Here is a 20,530-nt window from a genome sequence, read left to right on the forward strand (position 1 = left end):
GCGAAAGCTCAATGTAGCTCCCATCTTCCCGGTGTACCGCCGGGTTTTCTATTTGCGCCCATCCATACAGCCAACAACTTACCCTTTACCGCAGTGGGTGAGGCGCACCCTACACACAGCCCCGCTAACAGACGCGAGGTGAAGAGCATGTATCGCATGGAAAAACTAACCACAGGCGCGGCCTATGGAGCCTCAGCCATGGGAATACTCAACGGCTTACTCAATACCTACAGCCCGGAGCAGTGGAACGCTATCGGTGTGCTGGCCGGTATTATCATCGGGTTGCTGACATACCTGACGAACCTCTACTTCAAGATCCGCGAGTACAACCGAAACAGCAGGGAACATCATGAACCCGACGTTCAGGAATAAAATCATTGGTGCCATTACGGCCGGCTCCGGAGCGATTGCGATCGCCGCTGTCATGCTGGGAAATGCCGATGGCCTTGAAGGTCGCCGCTATTACGCCTATCAGGATGTGGTCGGCGTATGGACGGTATGTGATGGGCACACCGGAAGCGACATCCGGCGCGGCCACCGCTACACCGATCGGGAATGCGACACTCTGCTGCAATCAGACCTGCAAAAGGTGGCGACGACCATCGACCCGCTGATTAAGGTACGCATCCCGGATGCTACCCGGGCGGCACTCTACTCCTTCACCTATAACGTCGGATCGGGTGCGTTTGCCAGCTCCACGCTACTGAAGAAACTTAACTCCGGTGATGTGCCCGGCGCCTGTAAAGAGCTGCAGCGATGGACGTATGCCGGCGGCAGGCAGTGGAAAGGGCTGATCACCCGGCGTGAGATTGAGCGTGAAGTCTGTGAGTGGGGCCAGAAATGAGCCGATTCACTGCAATCATCTGCGCTATCGTCATCCTCTTGCTGGTATCGATGGCATGGGCGGTTAATCACTACCGTGACAGCGCTATTTCCTACAAAGGCGAGCGCGATAAAGCCACTGAGCAACTTATCCTGGCAAACGCCACCATCACCGACATGCAAACCCGTCAGCGTGATGTCGCTGCGCTCGATGCCAAATACACGAAGGAGTTAGCTGATGCGCAAGCTGAAAATGGCAGGCTTCGTGCTGATGTTGTCGCTGGTAAGCGTCGGCTGCAAATCGCCGCCACCTGCTCCAAAGACGAAACCACCGGAGCCTCCGGCCTGGTTGATGGCTCAAGCCCTCGACTTACAGCAGATGCTGAACTCAATTATTGGCGTCTCAGAGACGGGATCGCCACAGTCACAAAGCAACTGACCGGCCTGCAGGAATATGTCCGGACGCAGTGCCTGAAGTAATTCGTCACCCCAATAAACAAACAGAGCCTGACTTCGGTCGGGCTTTTTTATGCCCGCGCATCTCACGCGCACTTCACAACGAGAGCCTTTCAGTAAGCGAGCCTGAGAACAGCCGTTATAGGTGGCGACCTCTCTCGGGCGGCTTTTCTGTGAGACAGGCTCACTTTCTAAAAGGTAAAGACGCTATGAATAATCCGTCAGTTATTCCGGCCTTCGACTTCCGCGAAATGGTTATGCCATCTAACGGGAAGGTCATCACTACATCCGTGAAGATTGCCCGCTATTTCGGGAAGGCGCATAAGAACGTTCTGCGCACTATCAAGCGGCTAGAGACTGATTGCACATCTGAATTTAACCGGCTCAATTTTGAGCCCGTTGAATACCTCGATAAAAAAGGCGAGATGCGGCTGATGTACAACATCACGAAAGACGGATGGATGATGCTTGTGATGGGCTTCACCGGGAAGGCGGCAACCGCGATTAAAGAGCAATACATCGCCGCTTTTAACTGGATGGCTGAGCGATTAAGTCGCCGCATGGCGATGGGTGAAGAAATGCAGCACCGCTACGCCATTAAAGAAACTCGTTCAAAGCTGAAAGGTACGATCGGCAGCCGCCTGATGAACGAGCGGAAGAAAGAGAAGCGCGTTCTGGCCGTTGAGCATGAGCACATCATGCAGGTAACTCAGCCGGATCTGCTGATCGGGTAAGCCATTCCAAAGCGTCCTATCCCGGGCGCTTGCTAATGGATATCCCCCTGAGCGGATAAATCAAAAATAACCCCTGCAACGGATAATGACGAGGAAACCAATGACCACCATCACCGCACTCACCGACTTACAGCAGATGAACCTCGAAATCTTCCGCATGGTTCAGAACGACACCGCAGCAGCTGAGAAGGCTATCTCTTTCGTTGCTGGCAATCAGCTGAACTATGAACTGTTCAAAGACCAGTATCACCTCGCTGGCGCAGAAGTAAGCCCGGTATCGCGTACTGATAAGGCGATCCGTGAAGCGAAGGAAGCGTTAGACCTGTTCTCGACTGGAGAGTGACATGGCAAGCGTCGTTGATCTGGGGAAGGAGAAGAAATCCCCCATCACCCAGGAGCTATTCGACCGGCTGAAAGAGGTCGTCCATGAATACGATGGCGACATCAGTTTATGTGAGGCGCTCGGTACGCTGGAGCTACTCAAAGCAGACTTAATCGAAGGAGCTAAGCAATGATCATCAAAGTTTGTTCGGGCTCGCAGGGCTTCGATAGCCCAACCAAATTCCGCGATGAGTGGGATAAGCAAACAGAAGGCGGTAAGCAATGATCAACCAACAATGGCCTGCATACTCCGACACTGACGGAATCTACGTTCTGGCGCTGTCTATCGAAAAGCTCAATCAGGCAGTCGATGGATCTGCAGAAGCGACGTTTGATGGCCCGTACCAGTCTCAATACCTGTCCGCGCTGTTCATGTCCACGTTCAAACCGGTGGTTGGCGGGTACATCTTCCAAAGCCAGTACGGCGAATTGCTGTACATGAGCAAAACGGCATTCGAAGCGAAGTACACCGCAACCAGCACGCCGATCGCCTGGGGCTCAGTCACAGGTAAGCCGTCAACGTTCGCGCCGATTATCGGCACTACAGCGACCACGGCAATGGCTGGCAACAAAACACCAACCACCACTGAACGCGGCGGCGTGCTGCAGCAGGCAACAGAAGCAGCTATCCCTGCGCAGACGGTAACTGACATTGCCACCGCACAAACGGCAGTGAATACCGTCGTGACCAAAGTGAACAGCCTCATTACGAAACTGAAAGCAGGCGGCGAACTGGCGTAGTTATTACAAAGCGTCTCTGATGGGGCGCTTGATAATAACTGAAGAGGGAATGGATATGGCAGCACCAAAGGGCAACCGATTCTGGGAGGCCCGCAGCAGTCATGGGCGAAACCCTAAATTCGAATCGCCTGAGGCGCTGTGGGATGCCTGCTGTGAATACTTCCAGTGGGCTGATGACAACCCGCTATGGGAAGGGAAGGTGTTTTCCTACCAGGGTGAAATCATCAACGCAACGATGCCAAAGATGCGAGCCATGACGATTTCTGGCCTGTGCATCTTCCTTGATATCACCCGGCAAACGTGGGGAACCTTCCGCGCTATGGAAGGCTTTTCTGACGTCACTACGCGTGCAGAAGAGATCATCTACGACCAGAAATTCTCTGGCGCAGCTGCAGACCTGCTGAACGCCAACATCATCGCCCGTGACCTGGGCCTCAAAGAGCAGTCGCAAGTTGAAGACGTGACACCTGATAAGGGAGATCGCGATAAGCGCCGCTCTCGCATTCAGGAGTTACTCAACCGTGGAAGCCGAAGCGATTCTTGATGACCTGACAGAAGACGAGCAGATCGAATTGCTTGAGCTTCTTGAGGAAGAGGAGCGGTACCGGGAAACGCACCTGCTGTATGAGTTCACGCCGTACGGAAAACAGCGCGAGTTTATTGATGCTGGCTCCGAATTCCCAGAGCGTTGCTTCATGGCCGGTAACCAGTTGGGTAAGTCCTACACTGGCGGCGCGGAAGTGGCATTCCATCTCACCGGTCGCTATCCCGGCACGAAAGGTTATCCGACTGATGGAGCATATGGCGAGCCGTGGGGCGGTAAACGCTTCTATGAGCCCGTCGTGTTCTGGGTTGGTGGTGAGACCAACGAAACCGTAACTAAGACGACACAGCGCATCCTGTGCGGTCGTATCGAAGAGAATGATGAGCCTGGCTACGGTTCAATCCCGAAAGAGGACATCATCAGTTGGAAGAAGTCTCCATTCTTCCCGAACCTTGTCGATCACCTGTTGGTAAAGCACCACAACGCTGACGGAGTAGAAGATGGCATATCCATCTGCTACTTCAAGCCGTACTCACAGGGCCGTGCGCGCTGGCAGGGTGACACAATTCACGGCGTCTGGTTCGATGAAGAGCCGCCATACAGCATTTATGGTGAGGGCCTGACCCGTACCAACAAATACGGCCAGTTCTCAATGCTGACGTTTACCCCGCTGATGGGTATGTCAGACGTCGTTACCAAGTTCCTGAAGAACCCGAGCAAGGCGCAGAAGGTTGTTACCATGACAATCTTTGACGCTGACCACTATAGCGACGAACAGAAAGAGCAGATTGTCGCATCGTATCCAGAGCATGAGCGTGAAGCGCGCGCCCGTGGCATCCCGACAATGGGTAGTGGCCGCATCTTCCAGATCCCGGAAGAAACCATCAAATGCCAGCCGTTCGAATGCCCTGAACATTTCTACGTCATCAACGCAATGGACTTTGGCTGGGATCACCCTCAGGCACAAATTCAGCTGTGGTGGGATAAAGACGCAGACACCATATACCTAGCAAGAGCGTGGAAGAAGAAAGAGCACACGGCTGTTCAGGCGTGGGGGGCAGTGAAGCCTTGGGCGCAGAAGATACCCACCGCCTGGCCCCACGATGGCAACCAGCATGAGAAGGGCGGTGGCGAACAGCTGAAATGCCAGTACGCTGACGCCGGATTTATGATGCTGCCAGAACATGCGACATGGCCTGATGGCGGAAACGCCGTTGAGCCGGGGATAACTGAGCTGCGTGACATGATGCTTGATGGCCGCTTCAAGGTGTTCAATACCTGTGAGCCATTCTTCGAAGAGTTCCGCTTGTATCACCGCGACGAGAACGGGAAGATCGTCAAGCTTAATGATGACGTCCTTTCTGCAACACGTTACGGCTACATGATGCGCCGCTTCGCTAAATTGATGCGCGATATTAAGAAACCGAAAGATAAAAAGATCCCCACACCGATTAGACCAGTTTCCAGAGGACGATAATGGCTGACAACGAAAGCAGGCTGGAGAGCATTCTGTGCAAGTTCGACGCAGACTGGACAGCCGGAGATGAAGCCAGAACCGAGGCGAAAAACGACCTGTTTTTCAGTCGGATCAGCCAATGGGATGACTGGCTTAATCAGTACACTACACTGCAGTATCGAGGCCAGTTCGACGTGGTGCGCCCGGTAGTGCGGAAGTTGGTCGCAGAGATGCGCCAGAACCCGATTGATGTTATTTACCGACCGAAAGACGGCGCAAGCCCTGACGCAGCCGACACGCTGATGGGTATGTATCGCACCGACATGCAGAATAACGCATCGAAGATATCGGTGAATATTGCTGTCCGGGAACAGATTGAATGCGGGGTAGGTCACTGGCGACGTGTTACCCGCTACGAAGACCAGAGCCCGACCAGTAACAACCAGGTTGTGCTGCGTGAGCCGATCCACTCCTCATGTTCCAGTGTGGTGTGGGACAGCAACAGCAAGCAGATGGACAAGTCGGACGCCCGGCACTGCACACTGATCCACTCGATGAGCCGTGATGGCTGGAAGAACTTCGCAGAAGAACATGGGCTTGATGAAGATGTTATCCCATCATTCCAGAGTCCGAACGACTGGGTATTCCCATGGTTGACTCAGGACACCATTCACGTTGCTGAATTCTACGAGGTGGAGCGGAAGAAAGAGACCGTCTACATCTACCAGGACCCGGTGACCGGCGCACCGTCGGCTTACTATAAGCGCGATATCAAGGACGTTATCGATGACCTTGCCGATCGCGGAATGGTCAAAGTTGCAGAGCGTAAGGTAGAGCGCTGCCGGGTGTATAAATCCATCATCACCTGCACCGAAATCCTTAAGGATAAGCAGCTTATTGCTGGCGAGCATATCCCGATCGTACCGGTGTTCGGTGAGTGGGGCTTTGTCGAAAGCAAAGAGGTGTATGAGGGTATCGTCCGCGGCACCAAAGACGGCCAGCGCCTGCGCAACATGATTATGTCGTTCAATGCTGACATCGTCGCCCGTACGCCGCGCAAAAAGCCAACGTATTACCCTGAGCAGATCGCCGGCTACGAGCACATGTACGACGGCAACGATGATTACCCGTACTACCTGCAGAACCGCACCGATGAAAACGGTAACGACCTGCCGCTGGGTGCCATCTCCTATATGGAGAACCCGGAAGTTCCCCAGGCCAACGCCTACATGCTTGAGGCTGCTACCGCGGCAGTGAAAGAGGTAGCGACTCTGGGGGTGGATGCCGAGGCGGTGAACGGTGGTCAGGTTGCCTTCGAGACAGTCAATCAGCTGAACATGCGTTCGGATCTGGAGACGTTCGTATTCCAGGACAACCTTGCGACAGCGATGCGCCGCGACGGGGAGATTTACCAGTCGATCGTCAATGACATCTACGACATTCCCCGCACCGTAACCATCACTCTTGAAGATGGCAGCGAGAAGGAAGTGCAGCTGATGGAGCAGGTGGTTGACCTCGCAACTGGCGAAACAACCGTCCTGAATGACATCAGGGGGCGCTATGAGTGCTACACCGACGTTGGTCCATCCTTCCAGTCGATGAAGCAGCAGAACCGCGCTGAGATTCTCGAGTTACTCGGCAAGACACCGCAGGGAACGCCGGAATATCAGCTCCTCTTGCTGCAGTACTTCACGCTTCTGGATGGTAAGGGCGTCGAGATGATGCGCGACTATGCCAACAAGCAGCTGATCCTGATGGGCGCGAAGAAACCTGAAACGCCTGAAGAGCAGCAATGGCTTGCTGAGGCTCAGATGGCGAAGCAAGGCCAGCAAGACCCGGCAATGGTTCAGGCTCAGGGCGTTCTTCTGCAGGGTCAGGCCGAACTGGCTAAAGCTCAGAATCAGACGCTGTCACTGCAAATCGACGCAGCTAAGGTAGAGGCGCAGAACCAGCTTAACGCTGCGAAAATCGCAGAGATCTTCAACAACATGGACCTCAATAAACAATCCGAGTTTAGAGAGTTCCTCAAAACCGTATCAACCTTCCAGCAACAGCGCAGCGACGATGCCCGCGCCAATGCTGAGTTACTTCTCAAAGGTGATGACCAGACGCATAAACAGCGGATGGATCTCGCCAGCATCCTGCAATCGCAGAGACAAAACACACCTTCCGGCAGCGTAGCCGAGAATCCTCAATAAGAGAGAGTTAATCATGCAAGACACCATCAATATTCAGGAAACTGAAGGCTTAAACACGTCCGGCAATCAAGCAGCGGCATCTGCTGATGGCTCTGTTGTCGATAATGCCAACGACAACGCAGGGCATGAAGAAGGCTTTGAGATCGTCCTGAAAGACGATGAGGTAAAACCAAAGCAAGACCCGGAAACTAACGCACGATTCGCAGCTAAGCGACTGGAGCGAAAGCGTCAACGTGAGCTTGAGCAGCAAGCAGAAGCTGTGAAACGCGGCGAGTTGCCGGAGAACTTACGGGTAGCTCCTGATCTCCCATCTAAGCCAAATGTGACTGACTACTTTGGTGATGACGCCCTGTATAGCAAATACAACGGCGACACCGTCATGGCGGCGGCTGCATTCCAGCAGGCAAACGATGAGTGGAATAACAAATCTTTAGACGCCCGAAGCAATGCAGTAGCAGAGCAAGGTCGCAAGGTTCAGGAGTTCACCCAGCAATCAACGCAATATGTCGAGGCTGCCCGTAAGCACTATGACGCGGCGGAGAAGCTCAATATTCCTGATTACCAGGACAAAGAAGATGCGTTTATGCAGATCGTTCCGGCACCGGTAGCGACTGACATCATGCGCCTCTTCCCTGAGAAATCTGCCGCGCTTATGTATCACCTGGGTGCCAACCCTGAAAAGGCCCGCCAGTTACTGGCTATGGACGGGCAGTCAGCGCTGATTGAGCTCACTCGACTCTCAGAACGCTTAACTCTCAAGCCTCGCGGGCAACAGGTCTCATCCGCTCCCCCTGCAGATCAATCCCTCACTGGCGATGTCTCGGCGGCTAACGTCGAGGCTATGCGCAAAGCCATGGATGCAGCATCAAGCAAGGGTGATGTAGAGACCTATCGCAAGCTAAAGACAAAACTTAAAGGAATTCGATAATGGCATTGAACGAAGGTCAAATCGTTACGCTGGCGGTGGATGAAATCATTGAAACCATGACCAGCCTGACACCAATGGCGCAGAAGGCGGGCAAATACACGCCTCCTGCTGGCGATATGCAGCGCTCCAGCAACACGATCTGGATGCCTGTAGAGCAGGAATCCCCAACTCAGGAAGGCTGGGACTTAACCGGTAAATCAACTGGCCTGCTGGAGCTAAACGTTCCGGTAAGCCTGGGTGAGCCGGATAACGACTTCTTCCAACTGCGTGCTGACGATCTGCGTGACGAAACAGCATATCGCCGCCGCATCAACGCTGCAGCCAAGAAGTTGGCAAGCAACTGTGAAGTGAAGGTTGCGAACCTGGCTGCTGAAATGGGCTCTCTGGTAGTAACCAGCGATGACCCGATCGGCACTGCTGCAGGTTCCGGCTGGGACTTCGTGGCTGATGCAGAAGAAATCATGTTCTCGCGTGAGCTCAACCGTGATTCCGGCCTGTCTTACTTCTTCAACCCGAAGGACTACAAGGCAGCCGGTCACGATCTGATTAACCGCGATATGTTTGGTCGCATCCCTGAAGATTCCTACAAAAACGGCACCATTCAGCGTCAGGTTGCTGGTTTTGATGACGTTCTGCGCTCTCCTAAGCTTCCAGTGCTCCCAGCTTCAACCGCTACCGGCCTGACCGTCAGCGGTGCACAGAAGTTCAAGCCTGTGGCGTGGGATCTGGATGCGGATGGCAACAAGCGTAACGTTGATAACCGCCTGGCTAATGTGGTTCTCTCTTCCACTACTGGCCTGAAGCGCGGCGACAAAATCAGCTTTACCGGCGTTAAGTTCCTCGGCCAGATGGCTAAAAACCTGCTGGCTCAGGATGCGACGTTCTCTGTCGTTCGTGTTGTTGATGGCACTCATGTTGAGATTACGCCTAAGCCGATCGCTCTGGATGACACATCTCTGTCACCAGAACAGCGTGCTTATGCCAACGTGAATACTTCACTGGCAAACAGCATGGCGGTAAACGTGCTCAACACCACCACTGCACGTACCAACGTGTTCTGGGCGGATGACGCGATCCGTATCGTTAGTCAGCCAATCCCGGCTAACCACGAACTGTTCGCAGGCATGAAGACCAAGTCGTTCTCCATCCCTGAGGTGGGACTGAATGGCATTTTCGCGACGCAGGGCGACATCAACACCCTGTCTGGCCTATGCCGTATCGCGGTCTGGTACGGCGTCAACGCAACGCGTCCTGAGTCAATCGGCGTAGGCCTGGCTGATCAGGCGTAACCACTAACCTTCAAGGGGCTTCGGCCCCTTTGTTCATTCTGGAGCAGAACATGACACAGATGGTGTATCGCCAGGGCGACACGAGCAAGTGGAAGGGCGTGGGCTACGACTTCGAGATCATCCCGGAAGAAGATTTGCAGGAATATCTCGATGCTGGCTGGTTTGCGCACCCAGATGATCTGGTGAACTCTCTTGCAGAGCCAGAGCCAGAGCCAGAGCCAGAGCCAGAGCCAGAGCCAGAAGTGAAACCACGTAAAAAGCCGGGGCCGAAGCCTAAGGCGGAAGATGATGCTGATAGCGACTAAAGGCGACATTGTACGCGCAGCGCTTCGTAAGATCGGCGTTGCTTCGGATGCCACGCTCACCGACGTTGAACCGCAGTCAATGCAGGACGGCGTTGATGACCTCGAAACGATGATGGCCGAATGGTACCAGGACGGGAAGGGCATCATCACCGGCTATGAGTTTACCGATCCTGATAACCCGCCAGCCGAAGGCGATGACCACGGCATGCGCTCCAGTGCTGTCAGTGCGGTAATTCACAATCTCGCCTGTCGCATCGCGCCAGATTACGGCATGGAAGCAACCGCCAAGGTCATCACCACCGCCCGCAACGGCAAAGAGTTGCTTGTAAAAAACACGGCGCTGAGTCGTGCCAAGCGAGCACCTTATCCAAATCGGATGCCAATCGGCAGCGGTAACAGCTTCGCCACTCTGAATGGATGGCATTTCTTCCCGGGAGAACAAAAAGATGCCGATCCAGCAACTTCCTCTGATGAAGGGAACGGGTAAAGACTACCGTAACGCCGACTATATCGACTATCTCCCGGTGAATATGCTGGCGACGCCCAAAGAGGTGCTCAACAGTAGCGGATATTTGCGCTCCTTCCCTGGCATAGCAAAGCGATCTGATGTTGCCGGTGCATCTCGTGGGGCGCAGTACAACACCTCTCAGAACGCCGTATATCGCGTTATGGGCGGAAAGCTCTACAAAGGTGATTCAGTAGTGGGTGATGTCGCTGGCTCTTCCCGGGTGACGATGGCGCATGGTCGAGCGTCTCAGGCTGTCTGCGTCGGCGGGCAGGTGGTCGAGTATCGTTACGACGGCACGACAAAGACGGTTGCTAACTGGCCGGTGTCCAGCGGATTCACGCAGTACGAACTCGGTTCTGCGCGCGACATTACCCGATTGCGTGGCCGCTACGCCTGGGCGAAGGATAACTCTGACTCGTGGTTTATCTCAGACCTCGAAGATGAATCCCATCCTGACCGTTACGCAGCTGAGTATCGTGCTGAGTCACAGCCTGACGGAATTATCGGTATCGGTACATGGCGCGATTTCATCGTGTGCTTTGGTGCGACGACCATCGAGTATTTCACCCTGACCGGTGCGACTACTCAGGGCGCGGCGCTGTACGTCGTGAACTCCGCCTACGCTGTGCAAAAGGGTATCGCCGGGACGCACTGCAAAACGCCGTACATGGATGCCTACGCCATCATAAGCAACCCGGCATCTGGTGCGCCGTCGGTATATCTCATCGACTCAGGCCGGGCGACTCCGATCGCCACTGCCAGTATCGAGAAGATAATCCGTTATTACTCAGCGAGTGAGCTAGCCACCGCCGTCATGGAGACGCTGCGCTTTGATGGTCATGAGCTGCTGCTCATCCATCTGCCTGGGCAGGTGCTGGTATACGACGCGGCAGCCAGTCAGAACGGACCGCAGTGGTCTGTGCTGAAAACCGGGCTTGGTGATGATGTCTATCGGGCTATCGACTTCATGTATGAGGGGAATTCCATTACCTGCGGCGACAAGTCAGCTTCGGTGAAGGGTGCGCTGCAGTTCGACATATCGAGTCAGTATGGCGCCCAGCAGGAGCACCTCCTCTTCACCCCTCTGATAAAGGCGGACGGGGCCAGACTGTTCGACCTTGAACTGGAATCCTCGACCGGAGTTGCGCAGTACGCAGATCGCCTGTTTCTTTCTGCCACCGCCGACGGCATCAACTTTGGCAGAGAGCAGATGATTGAGCAGAACGCGCCATTCGTTTACGACAAGCGCGTGTTGTGGCGCAGAGTTGGCCGGGTGCGTAAAAACATCGCCTTCAAGATCCGCGTCATCACCAAGTCACCCGTGACGCTGTCTGGATGCCAGGTAAGGATTGAGTAATGGCAAACAACGCACTCAATACGCCGGTAATCGTCCGGGCAATCGGACTGACAGCCTCATCACTGCCACGCGGTTCCACCCCTGCATATGAGCAATACATCCTGTCTCAGGTTCTGGACTTCACCAGCGTAGCCAACAAGGCCAACGAGGCCGGAGACGGTGCCTATGACGCGCAGGTGAGGAACGATGCGCAGGATGTGCAGTTGCTCGACCATGAGATCCGCCTGGGCGATGCTGAGGCGCAGATTCAGAGTCTGGGTACGCGTCTGACATCAGCAGAGGCTGCCATCGTCTCGCTGGATGGGCGGGTGACCGCAGCTGAAAGCGATATCGACTTCCTCACCAATGAGCTTATCGCGGCGCAGGGAGACATTGCCGATCTGCAAACCGATGTCAGTAGCCTGCAAAGTGACGTATCCGCTCAGGGGCTACGCCTTACCCAGGCTGAATCGGATATCGAAGACATTCAGGCCGATTACGTCTCAAAGACAGTCACCACCGCGCAGTCACTGGCTTCATCACTGGGCGTCGCGACATCGTTTTCCATCGACGGCGTTAAGGTGCTTGGCCCACGTCAAACAGGATGGACGCCGGGAACTGGCTCGCCAAACCTCGCAGCGTTCAATGCCGATCTCACATTCACTGTCGGCGCAGCATACTCACAGGCTGAAGTGCAGGCCATCGCCACGGAACTTATCGCGACGCGCAAGCGCCTTCTGGCACTAGAGCAGGTCATGAGAACCCACGGACTAATCAACTAATGCATATCAAGCTCATCGATAACCCGGTGAAGCTTGCAGAATTCCTCAACAACCCGGCAAACACAGGCAATATCGTAGACAGCGGAGACACATACCTCATCAAGCCTGATGCGGTATACCTCGGCATCTATGAAGGGCTCATGCTGGCTGGCGTCCACGAAGTGCGAAACTTCTGGCACAGCGTTGTGGAGGCGCACGCCGTATATGACCCCGGATTCCGTGGTGAGTATGCGCTGAACGGTCACCGCTTATTCTGCAAATGGCTTCTCGAAAACTCCCCCTTCCTGAACAGCATCACGATGGTTCCCGACACGACGAAATACGGACGCGCAATCATCCGCCTGCTTGGTGCAACGCGTGTCGGGCACCTCGATGACGCCTATATCAGCAATGGCAAGCCGGTCGGGGTCACTCTCTATCAGTTACCACGCTCAAAATATGAGGAGCTAACCAATGCTAATTCATCAAATTGCCAATAAGCACCTCAACCGGGCTGTTTATTGCAAGGGTGGTGGCGGCAGTGATGCAGGCGCCAAAGCCCAGGCTAAGGCAACACAGCAGGGAATCGACCTGCAGCGCGAGATGTGGCAGACGAATATGCAGAACCTTGCGCCGTTCACGCCACTGGCTAAGCAATATGTCCAGCAGTTGCAGGGGCTCTCTACGCTGCAAGGTCAGAATTCAGCGCTCAATGATTATTACAATTCAGCTCAATACAAAGGTCTGGCAGATCAGGCTCGTTATCAGGCTCTTAATGCTGCGGAAGCGACTGGCGGACTTGGCTCTACCGCTACTGGAAACCAGCTTGCGGCCATCGCCCCGCAGCTTGGGCAGAACTGGCTATCAGGCCAGATGAACAACTATCAGAACTTGGCGAATATAGGCTTGGGGGCGCTTACCGGGCAGGCTAACGCCGGGCAGAGCTACGCCAATAACGCCAGCCAGCTTTATCAGCAGCAGGCTAATGCGGCAGCTGCGAATGCTAACCGTCCTTCCGGATTGCAATCCGCACTTGGCGGGGCCGCCTCTGGTGCTGCCTTGGGTACAGCTATTATGCCTGGCTGGGGTACTGCAATCGGCGCCGGTATTGGCGCGCTGGGTTCACTTTTTTAAGAGGTCACGATGGCTACCTGGAATCAGTCAATCAATGGCGGCGGGCTGCTTGCTGGCATTGGCACCAATAACACAAATGCACCTCAAGCCAGTGATGCCAATGCTGCGCTATCGTTCATCCGCCAGAACAATGAGGATGCATGGTCAGGTCGCAACAATATTGGCTTGCAAGGCCTTCAGGGGCTGGCTGGAAACTTGCAGGTGTATAAGCAGGCTCAACAGGCTGAGCGTCAGAAAGAGTTCCAGCGGGCCTATGGTACCGCATATGCATCAGGTGATCGCACTGCGATGCGCAATCTGGCCGCGCAGTATCCAGACCAGATTGAAGCAGTACGAAATGGCATGAAGTTCGTCGATGAAGATCAGCGCAACACCGTCGGCAATCTGGCGGCTGGCGCTCGGTTAGCTGCTGCATCACCTGAAGCAATGGGGGCCTGGTTGCAAAACAATGCCTCTGATCTGCAGAGAGTAGGCCTTGACCCGGCAGAGGTAGCGCAAACCTACCAGCAGAATCCTCAGGGATTCGGTGAGTTCGCTGATCACCTTGGCATGGCTGCGCTTGGCCCTGAGCAGTACTTTGCCGCTCAGGACAAAATCGTAGGTCAGCGCCAGAACCAGCAGAAACTTGAAGAAACAGCACGCAGTAACCGGGCCGGGGAGGCGCTGCAGGCCCGCGGGCAGGACATCACTATTCGCGGACAGAATATCAGCGCACAAAATGCTGCGTTAAGCCGTGAAATTCAGCGCGCCGAAGTGCAGGACAAGGTTCTTGACCGCCAGATCGCCAGAGAAACTAACCAGATTAAGCTGGAAGAGCTCAGGCAAAAGCAACTGGATGTGCGTAGTAAAGCCGATGCTGCGCGCGCGGACCGGCAGGCCGCAGCTCAGGGCGCGGTTGATACTTTCTCTACTGCTCTGGACTCGCTAAGTGAAATTGAACACAGTCCAGGCCTGAAAAAAGCCGTCGGATTTAACTCAGCATTCCCCACAGTCCCAGGCACCGATGCTGCAAACTTCGAGGCGCGACTCGATACCTTCAAAGCTCAGACCTTCCTTCCAATGGTGGCCTCTCTGAAAGGGATGGGGGCGCTATCTGACGCTGAGGGTAAAAAACTATCCGATGCTGTCGGGGCGCTGAGCCCAAAGATGAGCGAGGACGCGTTCAGATCGTCAATTGGCAAGATCCGCACACAACTGGAAAGCAAGCTTGGAACGGTCAAGCGCCAATTTGATTACCAGGAGCCTGCCGCGCCTCAGCAATCGCAACAAGCTCAGCAAACGCAACAGCCGCAACAGGCAGCACCGGCACAGGCGGCAGGCGGATACTCTTCACTATGGGGTGATTAATGGCAAAGGCATGGAAAGACGTGGTTGCGTCTCAGCAATATCAGTCTCTGGCACCAGATGCGAAGGCCGCAGCGCAAGAGCAGTATTTCAATGAGGTTGTGGCACCGCAGGCGGGCGATCAGGCTGAGCAGGCGCGGCAACAGTTCTATGCAGCATATCCAGTCGCCACCGCAGAGCAGCAACCATCTGAAATGTGGCGCGATCAGCCGCAGCCTGGCGGACAGAGTGCAGCATGGGGAGAGCGTGCGCCGCAAACCAGAGGGCAGCAAATTGGCGAAGCTGTAATGGAAACTGGCCGTGGTCTTCTCCAGGCTGGCGTAAATATTGTGAATATTCCGGCAGAGTTGGCTGATGCCATTACCAGCTCCGGGGCATGGGCCGGACAAAAACTCGGCTTAGGTGATGGCACCTACACTCCAGCGCCACGAGTGACTACTCAAGGTCTGGAACAGGACTTCGGGCTAAGCCGCGGAACTCTCACCCCAAACACTGAGGAGGGCCGGATCTTTGCTGAGGCTTTGCCATACCTAACTCCAGTAGGGGCTGAGCGCATCGCCGCAAGCGCGCCATCGTTAGCGGGCCGAGTGGCTAACACCGCCGCTCGCCTCACCGCAGAGAACGTGACTGGCGCTCTGGCTGCCAACAGTGGTGAAGATGGGTCGGCATCTAAATTCCTCGGTGAGCTTGGAACTGGTGTCGCCGCGGGCGGCGCAGTTAACCTGGCGGCAAAAGGGATCGGTGCTGGTATTCGGGCGCTTGGTAACCGTGGTGTTGAAGAGGCCGCAGGCAACCTCCGCAATGTCATGACGCAAGGCGCCCAGCCAAGCAATATCGACGACACCGCCCGCATTATTGCCGCATCACCTGACAGGTCTGTGCTGCAGCGTAATGTGCAAGTTGGTGCTGCGACGCCGGAAGCTGCCTCTGTGACGCCGCAGGTATACCGCGCAGCTGAAGAGGTGAGACCTAATCAGAGCGTCATTGATGCAGCCAAGCGCCTGGGGATGGAAAGCGAATTACTCCCGTCTCACTTCTCCAATAACCCGACGTACCGGGCAATTGAGCAGGGTCTTAAATCAGTACCCGCCAGCCAGTTGGCGGCTAAAGAACACACCGCGATCGCTTCACTCGCTCAGAAAGCCGACGACCTGATCGAAATGGCCGGCGGCCAGCAAAACAGGGTAGCTCTTTCCGACCGGTTCAAAACTGAGTCGACAAAGGCTATCGATGCTCTTACATCGCAATCAGATGCTATCTATAGCGACATCAGCAAAGCTATTCCGGCCAGAACTCAGGTGGCCGCCAACAGCACCCTCGACCTCCTGAAGAGTAAGGCGGAAGATCTCGGTGGGTTGGAGAACCTCTCCCCAGCAGAACGTACTGTCCTAAGTCGCATGCAAGGGAAGACAGTTGTTAATCCTGATGGCACCAAAACAGTGACGCCGCCAACATTTGCACTGCTGGATAATACCCGGAAGCAGATCGGCGCAGCGCTCAGTAGAGGTGAGGGACCATTCAAAGATCAAACCAGTTCTGAGTTGAAGCGGCTTTACTCGGCTATCACTGATGACCAGGCGGCGGTTGCTGCGGCCAATGGCATGGGTGATAAGTGGAATGTAGCCAAAAGCCTTGTGGCGCAGCGTAAGCAGCTTGAAGACCACATGGTGACGGCTCTCGGGAAAGATCTGAGCGGTACGCTTTCAACGCGCCTGTCTCCGGCGATGCAGAACCTCAGGAAAGGTAACGTGTCGCAGTTCAATCAACTGATCGATGCTACGCCGACACATATGCGGCAGGAGGTTGTAGCCTCAGCACTGAATGACGCTTTCACGCTGGGCTCAAGGAAAGAGCAGCAACTGAACATCCCTGGCTTCGTGGACTGGTACTCGGGCGCACAGCGTAATGGGTCGCTTTCTGCTGTCACTAAGCATCTACCGGCTGACGCTACGAAACGCCTTCGCGATCTGTATACAGTCGCCAACGGCATCCGCACAGCGAAGACCAGCGAGATCTCCACCGGCCGCATTCAGTCGCTTCTTGACCAGTTCGACAAGGAAGGCGGCATGGTTTCGAAGATTTACGATATTGGGAAGAAGGCAGCGGCGGCAGAAGGCATAAGCACTCCAATCGGTATGCCGGGAGTTGGGGCTATGTCAGTTATCGCATCTTCAATGGCGAAAACCAAAACGGCACGAACGGTGGCAGCAGATCAGTTGATAGCATCCAGCCAGTTCCGCAATGCAGCGCGTTTAATGGCGTCCGCAGATACTGAAAGGCTGCTGTCGGCACGGAGAGCGGCTGAAAAGGCTTTAACGAAAAGCCAGCAGTATCAGCGCTGGGCTAAAACCTTAACGACCGCAGAAAAGCAGGCGATCGCAAAGGTTGGCCTTTTGAGTTGGCTGCAAAGTACGCCGGATGAACAGTCACGCTGATGCTCAGCGCCTTTCAAGCATCATGTCTTTAATCTGCTCGATGGCGGTTCCTTGCTGCTCAATCTCCTCGTTGGACTTTTTAATGAGAAGCTCGTGAGCATCAAGGCATTTGATGGAAATTTCGTTGGTGGATTTGATGCTGTTTAGTGCCCGGACGGCTTTTGTCAGCGCGATAGCAATATAAGCTAGCACAATGAAAATCAGCCAAAGAACCAGATCCATAATCGCCTCCTGTGTTTTTGCATACTTTACATCTGATGCTGCAAACCTCAAGCGTATGAATGGATCTAATTAAGCGAGGCGACACATTACATTTCGCAAAGTCGATGTTAAATTAGCTGAAAATACATCACGCATGGAAAGGTTATGTTTAAAAAAGTCGGCGTTCTTCTGCTTGTTCTTATTGCTTCTGGCTGCGCAACCTCGTCTAAAACATATGGGCCGGATGGTCGAGAGGCCTACACAATCGACTGCTCTGGCCTAGGCGGAACGTGGGGATCATGCCTGACGAAGGCTGGAGACCTGTGCGGAGCTAAAGGCTATGACCTACTGACCTCTGCCGGTGATAAAGGACTAGTTGCTGTTGCTGATCCAAATCAGGCTTTTATGAGCAGCACCATTTCTCGAAACCTGCTCGTATCCTGTAAGAAATAAATTGCAGCCCACTCCGGTGGGCTTTTTTATATCCTGCGCCTACTTCTTGCGATAAAAATCGGCAAGTTTATCGAACACCATTTTCTGGATCTCTTTCGAAGCCAAGTCTGCCTCGCGTTCTGCTTCATCCCGATAACCAGCCACTGGTGATGGCCGGGACAGTGACTCCTCCATCGTCGCCACAATCTCAGCATTGATTGAGCGATTATTCATTTTTGCACGCTGCTTTATTTTCGCGTGAAGCTCATTTGAAAGTCTCAAGTGAAACTGTGCCTCATCGTACTTGCTGTACATCATTGATGCCTCGCCAGTTAATGGACTGGCATCGTAAACCGACCGAATAACTCACAATAGTACCGTTTAGGTACGTTATCAAACTTCACCGCAGCTCGCCTGTGGGGATAACTTGCGCCCGGAGCACAGCAAATGTCAGATATTACCGCGAATCTGGTTATTGGAATGCCAGCACAACTCTTTACGCTGGCCCGTTCATTCAAAGCCAATGCCAATGGGAAAATTTATATCGGCCAGCCTGATACGGATCCGACCAATCCGGCGAATCAGATTCAGGTCTATGTCGAAAATGAAGATGGGTCGTTAGTTCCGGTTCCCCAGCCAATTATTATTAATACAGCCGGCTTCCCGGTTCTGAATGGGCAGATTAAGAAATTTGTCACCGTTCAGAATTACAGCATGGAGGTGCGTGACGCTTATAACGCTCAGCAGTTCTATTTTGAAGATGTCGCTAAGTATGACCCTGACAGGCTGCGTGCTGATTTAGCAAAATCAACTGGCTCGGAGTTGATTGGCGTTCAGGCTCCATTTACTAATGCTGTACCACGAACTCAGGCCGCCAAAAATGGCGATACTATCAGCATTAAAGATTTCGCAAACGTAGTGGGCGATGGGGTTCATAACGACACAGCTGGAATTAACAATGCAATTATTGATGTCTTTAATGCCGGAGGTGGGGTTATTAACTTTCCTCCAGGCGTTTACTTGATTAATGGGCCGATTGTCCCGCGTCGCGGCGTTATTTGTAAAACCCCACCCGGAACTGTGATCATTAAACTGGCGGATAACTCAAACACAGGCATGGTTGAGAGTTATAAGTTTGACACCCTTAAGGCAAATGACGCTTATTCAATCGCAGATGATCCAGATTTTACGCAGGATTATGGGTTTGATGGTTTCATCTTCGACGGAAATATTTCCAACCAGAGTACTGCATCCCTTACTTATGGCGTGAAAATGTATGGTCGCAGGATTCAGCTAAAACGTTGCGTGATTGGCAACGTGGCGGGTGTTGGATTGTGGACGTATTGCACGGAACAAAAGGGTGGTACCTACACAATCGACAAGACATCTATTCCTGGCTGTATCGATGAACTTGAGATTATGAATACCTTTGAAGAGGCGTGGATTTATGATGGTCCATCCGACATACCAATCGGCTCTGTCGTTACCAATGAATGTGGCGACAAAAGCAATAACGGCACAACGCCACAAACGTCACGACACTTCCCTGGTCAGCCTGTTTACTCGGTGTACGTCACGGAACAGACATCTATTTGCGCCAAATACATGAACCTGAACGGCGCACTGTTCGGCAAGTTGCTTTATGTGGCTGATAACAACCGATGCATCATTGATACCCTCATTTCTGCCGGTGGCTGGGGTAATATTGAGATTGGTGTAAACGTATCTGGTGGGATAAACACACTTTACGCTCAGGCTAATGTCCGTAACTGGGGTGGAGTCATAAAACCATTCGTACTGAACCGTTCAAATAAAATGGTGTTTGGCAAGGTTCACATACGTCGCGGATCTGCACTCCCCTCCTCTGATGGCGTGGTTGATTCAGGTGGCGGCGTATGGTTACAAGTAACCGCTGGTCAGGCGAGCGACAATGGCGGCAACTTGTTTGTTGCAGATTCCGCAGATATCAAGGTAAACATTAAGGCTGTCGGTGTGGGCTCGACAGACGCGAGTGGGAATGTCTCAGCGGTGCTGGTGACGACCTCAAAGGCCGACAGGCTCGACGCTGAAATACTGGTGAACAATGTCAGTCTCATCTGGCGCAATGAGAAAGCCAACCTTAACTGCTTCGTCCGTATTCAGGGTGACGTGGGATCAGGAAACGCGCTCATGTCTGGCGTTGCATCCCCCCCGGGAATTAGTAAAAACTCACTTTCTGAGCTAAAACTATCATGTTTTGATGGCTCCGGGGCGAAAAAAACAAATAGTTTCTTCGGTGTGGGCGCAGTTGACCTGACATCTACTGGCGGAAAGACTGTAGCTATTCCACACACTCTGTGGAGAGCCCCAACCGTGGAAGAGATACAGTCTTCACTACGACACAGTGGCTTTACTGCGCCGGGGTCGTTCTCACAGGCTTACATAAACTCTTTCGATGCGACACAGGTGGCGTTCAGGGTTGAGGTAACTACTGCGGCCACAGGCACTCCCATCTCACAGGTTGTATGCCGAATAAACTAATGGCT

The 20,530-nt window shown here is 53.8% G+C and carries 23 protein-coding genes and 1 pseudogene; 22 read left to right on the plus strand and 2 right to left on the minus strand.

Going from position 1 to position 20,530, the window contains the following annotated elements:
• Positions 1-147 precede the first annotated feature (147 nt).
• The 20 genes and pseudogenes from GNG27_RS04745 to GNG27_RS04835 form a co-directional block, all read left to right on the plus strand.
• Entirely contained in the window at positions 148-372 is a 225-nt protein-coding gene (locus GNG27_RS04745; RefSeq protein WP_039031998.1) for a class II holin family protein, read from the plus strand.
• Positions 350-844 carry a lysozyme gene (locus GNG27_RS04750; RefSeq protein WP_156262994.1) on the plus strand — a complete coding sequence of 165 codons (495 nt, stop codon included), beginning with the start codon at positions 350-352 and terminating at the stop codon, positions 842-844. The genes GNG27_RS04745 and GNG27_RS04750 overlap by 23 nt, the downstream gene beginning before the upstream one ends.
• Entirely contained in the window at positions 841-1,302 is a 462-nt protein-coding gene (locus GNG27_RS04755) for a lysis protein (protein WP_156262995.1), read from the plus strand. Before GNG27_RS04750 ends, GNG27_RS04755 begins: the two co-directional genes overlap by 4 nt.
• 185 nt (positions 1,303-1,487) lie before the next feature.
• On the plus strand, positions 1,488-2,012 hold the full coding sequence (locus GNG27_RS04760; RefSeq protein WP_139564917.1) for a Rha family transcriptional regulator: 525 nt from the start codon (positions 1,488-1,490) through the stop codon (positions 2,010-2,012).
• 85 nt (positions 2,013-2,097) lie between these two features.
• Positions 2,098-2,355: a DUF2560 family protein gene (locus tag GNG27_RS04765; RefSeq protein ID WP_370462885.1), complete on the plus strand. Its 258-nt coding sequence runs from the start codon at positions 2,098-2,100 to the stop codon at positions 2,353-2,355.
• Position 2,356: 1 nt separating this feature from the next.
• Complete coding sequence (locus GNG27_RS23445) at positions 2,357-2,527, plus strand: hypothetical protein (RefSeq protein ID WP_197090560.1); 171 nt, start codon at positions 2,357-2,359, stop codon at positions 2,525-2,527.
• Between the two features lie 88 nt (positions 2,528-2,615).
• Positions 2,616-3,134: a hypothetical protein gene (locus tag GNG27_RS04770; protein WP_156262996.1), complete on the plus strand. Its 519-nt coding sequence runs from the start codon at positions 2,616-2,618 to the stop codon at positions 3,132-3,134.
• 55 nt (positions 3,135-3,189) lie between these two features.
• A complete protein-coding gene (locus GNG27_RS04775; protein WP_156262997.1) occupies positions 3,190-3,678 on the plus strand; it encodes a DNA-packaging protein in 489 nt (162 codons plus the stop codon).
• A complete protein-coding gene (locus tag GNG27_RS04780) occupies positions 3,656-5,155 on the plus strand; it encodes a terminase large subunit domain-containing protein (RefSeq protein ID WP_156262998.1) in 1,500 nt (499 codons plus the stop codon). The genes GNG27_RS04775 and GNG27_RS04780 overlap by 23 nt, the downstream gene beginning before the upstream one ends.
• Positions 5,155-7,332, plus strand: coding sequence for a portal protein (locus tag GNG27_RS04785; RefSeq protein ID WP_156262999.1), 2,178 nt, complete (start codon positions 5,155-5,157; stop codon positions 7,330-7,332). Before GNG27_RS04780 ends, GNG27_RS04785 begins: the two co-directional genes overlap by 1 nt.
• A gap of 13 nt (positions 7,333-7,345) precedes the next feature.
• Positions 7,346-8,260, plus strand: coding sequence for a scaffolding protein (locus GNG27_RS04790; RefSeq protein ID WP_156263000.1), 915 nt, complete (start codon positions 7,346-7,348; stop codon positions 8,258-8,260).
• Positions 8,260-9,549, plus strand: coding sequence for a P22 phage major capsid protein family protein (locus GNG27_RS04795; protein ID WP_156263001.1), 1,290 nt, complete (start codon positions 8,260-8,262; stop codon positions 9,547-9,549). Before GNG27_RS04790 ends, GNG27_RS04795 begins: the two co-directional genes overlap by 1 nt.
• Before the next feature lie 50 nt (positions 9,550-9,599).
• Positions 9,600-9,854 (plus strand): hypothetical protein, encoded by a 255-nt coding sequence (locus GNG27_RS04800; RefSeq protein ID WP_156263002.1) that lies wholly within the window; start codon positions 9,600-9,602, stop codon positions 9,852-9,854.
• Positions 9,838-10,341, plus strand: coding sequence for a packaged DNA stabilization gp4 family protein (locus GNG27_RS04805; RefSeq protein WP_156265054.1), 504 nt, complete (start codon positions 9,838-9,840; stop codon positions 10,339-10,341). The genes GNG27_RS04800 and GNG27_RS04805 overlap by 17 nt, the downstream gene beginning before the upstream one ends.
• Positions 10,301-11,719, plus strand: coding sequence for a packaged DNA stabilization protein (locus GNG27_RS04810; protein WP_156263003.1), 1,419 nt, complete (start codon positions 10,301-10,303; stop codon positions 11,717-11,719). Before GNG27_RS04805 ends, GNG27_RS04810 begins: the two co-directional genes overlap by 41 nt.
• Positions 11,719-12,480, plus strand: coding sequence for a hypothetical protein (locus tag GNG27_RS04815; RefSeq protein ID WP_156263004.1), 762 nt, complete (start codon positions 11,719-11,721; stop codon positions 12,478-12,480). Before GNG27_RS04810 ends, GNG27_RS04815 begins: the two co-directional genes overlap by 1 nt.
• Positions 12,480-12,959, plus strand: coding sequence for a DUF2824 family protein (locus tag GNG27_RS04820; protein ID WP_156263005.1), 480 nt, complete (start codon positions 12,480-12,482; stop codon positions 12,957-12,959). Before GNG27_RS04815 ends, GNG27_RS04820 begins: the two co-directional genes overlap by 1 nt.
• Positions 12,934-13,593 (plus strand): DNA transfer protein, encoded by a 660-nt coding sequence (locus tag GNG27_RS04825; RefSeq protein WP_156263006.1) that lies wholly within the window; start codon positions 12,934-12,936, stop codon positions 13,591-13,593. Before GNG27_RS04820 ends, GNG27_RS04825 begins: the two co-directional genes overlap by 26 nt.
• 9 nt (positions 13,594-13,602) lie before the next feature.
• Positions 13,603-14,940: a phage DNA ejection protein gene (locus tag GNG27_RS04830; RefSeq protein WP_156263007.1), complete on the plus strand. Its 1,338-nt coding sequence runs from the start codon at positions 13,603-13,605 to the stop codon at positions 14,938-14,940.
• Positions 14,940-15,693: pseudogene (locus tag GNG27_RS04835) on the plus strand (lytic transglycosylase domain-containing protein); the annotation flags it as partial. The gene GNG27_RS04830 and the pseudogene GNG27_RS04835, both read left to right, overlap by 1 nt.
• Before the next feature lie 1,682 nt (positions 15,694-17,375).
• On the opposite strand, the gene GNG27_RS04840 reads toward GNG27_RS04835, so the two are convergent.
• Positions 17,376-17,594, minus strand: a complete 219-nt coding sequence (locus GNG27_RS04840; protein WP_156263008.1) for a hypothetical protein — start codon at positions 17,592-17,594, stop codon at positions 17,376-17,378.
• A gap of 144 nt (positions 17,595-17,738) precedes the next feature.
• Here GNG27_RS04840 and GNG27_RS04845 point away from each other — a divergent pair, with 144 nt between their 5' ends.
• Positions 17,739-18,026, plus strand: coding sequence for a hypothetical protein (locus tag GNG27_RS04845; protein WP_156263009.1), 288 nt, complete (start codon positions 17,739-17,741; stop codon positions 18,024-18,026).
• A 39-nt stretch (positions 18,027-18,065) separates the two neighbouring features.
• Here the strand turns inward: GNG27_RS04845 and GNG27_RS04850 are convergent, their stop codons facing one another.
• Positions 18,066-18,320: an Arc family DNA-binding protein gene (locus GNG27_RS04850; RefSeq protein ID WP_156265056.1), complete on the minus strand. Its 255-nt coding sequence runs from the start codon at positions 18,318-18,320 to the stop codon at positions 18,066-18,068.
• A 132-nt stretch (positions 18,321-18,452) separates the two neighbouring features.
• Here GNG27_RS04850 and GNG27_RS04855 point away from each other — a divergent pair, with 132 nt between their 5' ends.
• A complete protein-coding gene (locus GNG27_RS04855; protein ID WP_156263010.1) occupies positions 18,453-20,525 on the plus strand; it encodes a phage tailspike protein in 2,073 nt (690 codons plus the stop codon).
• Positions 20,526-20,530 lie beyond the last annotated feature (5 nt).

This window comes from Leclercia sp. 119287, from assembly GCF_009734485.1.
GTDB classification, from domain to species: Bacteria; Pseudomonadota; Gammaproteobacteria; order Enterobacterales; family Enterobacteriaceae; genus Enterobacter; species Enterobacter adecarboxylatus_C.